The sequence below is a fragment of the Kitasatospora sp. NPDC093558 genome, assembly GCF_040683475.1.
In the GTDB taxonomy this organism is placed as follows: Bacteria; Actinomycetota; Actinomycetes; order Streptomycetales; family Streptomycetaceae; genus Kitasatospora.
Window position 1 is genome coordinate 1 of record NZ_JBFBDY010001143.1, and the last position, 1,461, is coordinate 1,461.

Annotated in this window: 2 protein-coding genes; both read left to right on the forward strand. The window is 73.8% G+C overall.

Annotated features, from left to right (window positions below):
* The coding region (locus tag AB0O00_RS39220; protein ID WP_363659448.1) for a hypothetical protein at positions 1–849 on the forward strand (849 nt) is incomplete at its 5' end.
* 170 nt (positions 850–1,019) lie between these two features.
* A partial coding sequence (locus tag AB0O00_RS39225; protein WP_363659449.1) for a TetR-like C-terminal domain-containing protein occupies positions 1,020–1,461 on the forward strand: 442 nt, incomplete at its 3' end.

The window sequence follows — 1,461 nt, forward strand, 5'->3', positions numbered from 1 at the left end:
CGGCGGATGGCCAAGCGCGAGAGCCGCACCCGGCTGCGCTTCCTGCCCCTGCACCTCGCCCTGGAGGGCTACCTGGCCCTGCACTTCGGCGGACCGACCATCGCGTGGGAGCAGTGGTCCCAGCAGGCCCTGCGGCGCGGCCTGTCACCGCGCGCCGAGGAGGCCTACAGCGGCGACCAGGTGCGCGGACTCGCCGACGCCCTACGGGTGTTCGAGATCCACCCCGGCCAGTGCGGCGTCGCCGTGTACGTCGCCGACGCCCTCGCCGCCGCCTTCGTGCTGCCGCACCCGGACGACTACCGCGCCCTGCACCGCAGCCTCCTCCTCGACCTGTACGGCGAACTCGTCCACCACTACGCCACCTACGCCGCCCCCGTCCCCGACTTCCGGGCCGACCTGTGCACGACCTCCATCCGCTCCCTCGCCGACCTGCGCACCGCCGTCGACGACCAGGAGCACGCCTGGGCGCGCTTCCACACCACGGCCATGGCCGGCGGCCTCCTCGACGCCGACTACCGGGCCCAGGCCGTCTACCGGATGTCCCGCTTCACCCTCTCCCGCTTCCTCCCCGACTTCCGCCCCAAGCAGGAGAACCACATCGGCGAGGCCATCACCGACGACACCGGCCGCCTCGCCTACCTCAAGACCTTCCGCCTCTCCGAAGCCCAAGTCCGCCGAGGCCACCTCCTCACCCGCCTGGCCGCCCACGACTGGCACCTGGCGAACACCGCCACCGCCCTGGGCCTGACAACCCCCCAACTGGCCCTACGCCTCGAAGGCGCAGGCTTCGCCCACCTCCTCCGCCAGGACATCCTCGACCACTACCGCAAACAGTCCCGCGCCACGTGATGTCAGGCCCTGCCGCCCAGGGGATCCGGCGGTCGACGGGCGGTGATCGGCCCCGCCGCTGCTCAGGAGTGCCGATGAACAATGCGGCCGGAACGCGCCCGTGCCGGTGCCCCCGCCCCATCCGCGACCCGCCCGTCTTCGGGAAGGTGACCGCCGGGTAGGGTGCGGCCATGGTTGATTCCGCATCACACGCCGTCACTGCCAAGGCCGTCGCCCGCCGTCTGCTCGGGGAGCTCGGCGCCGCAGGGCTGACCCTGGACGCCGTCGCCGCCGGTGCCGGGCTGGCCCTCGCGGACGTCCAGGCCGTGTACCCGCACCGGGACGACCTGCTGACCGCGCTGATCCTCGACGCCTACAACGCCTCCGGGGCGGCGATGGAGAACGCCGACCGGGCCGCCCGCGACGCGAAGGAGCCGGCCGGCGCGCGCCTCCTCGCCGTGACGCGCGCACTGCGCAGCTGGTCCTTCGCCCACCCCGAGGAGTTCACCCTCGTCTACGGCTCGCCCGTCCCCGGCTACCACGCGCCGCAGGAGACCGTCCCGGCCGCGTCGCGCACCCCCGCCGTGCTGGCGGCGATCGTGCGCGAGGCCCTGGAGGCCGGCGAACTGACCC